At 51.4% G+C, this 313-nt stretch carries 1 pseudogene; it reads left to right on the plus strand.

From position 1 onward, the window contains the following. Nucleotides 1-200: 200 nt before the first annotated feature. Nucleotides 201-313, plus strand: a pseudogene (locus EN804_RS36030) (NAD(P)-dependent alcohol dehydrogenase); the annotation flags it as partial.

The raw sequence follows: 313 nt of genomic DNA on the forward strand, positions 1-313 counted from the left end.
GACAAGGACATAGGGGAAATCCCTTGACTGACGGAAGAGGTGTGTTTGATGTCATCTATCTAGAAAGCCTCTCGGCCCGCGCAAAGAGCGCACCATCATATTTTTGCAGGATCGTGCAAAAAGCTAGGAGGATCGCTCTAACGCCCGTTCGTTCTTCCATTGCATATTCCGCCGTCCCCAACTTCCGAAAGGATATTCAGATGGCTATTGCAAGAGGTTACGCTGCGACAGATGCGTCGAAGCCGCTTACCCCGTTCACCTTCGAACGCCGCGAGCCGAATGATGACGACGTCGTCATCGATATCAAATATGC

Origin of the sequence: Mesorhizobium sp. M8A.F.Ca.ET.161.01.1.1 (assembly GCF_004792105.1) — a bacterium.
Classification (GTDB): Bacteria; Pseudomonadota; Alphaproteobacteria; order Rhizobiales; family Rhizobiaceae; genus Mesorhizobium.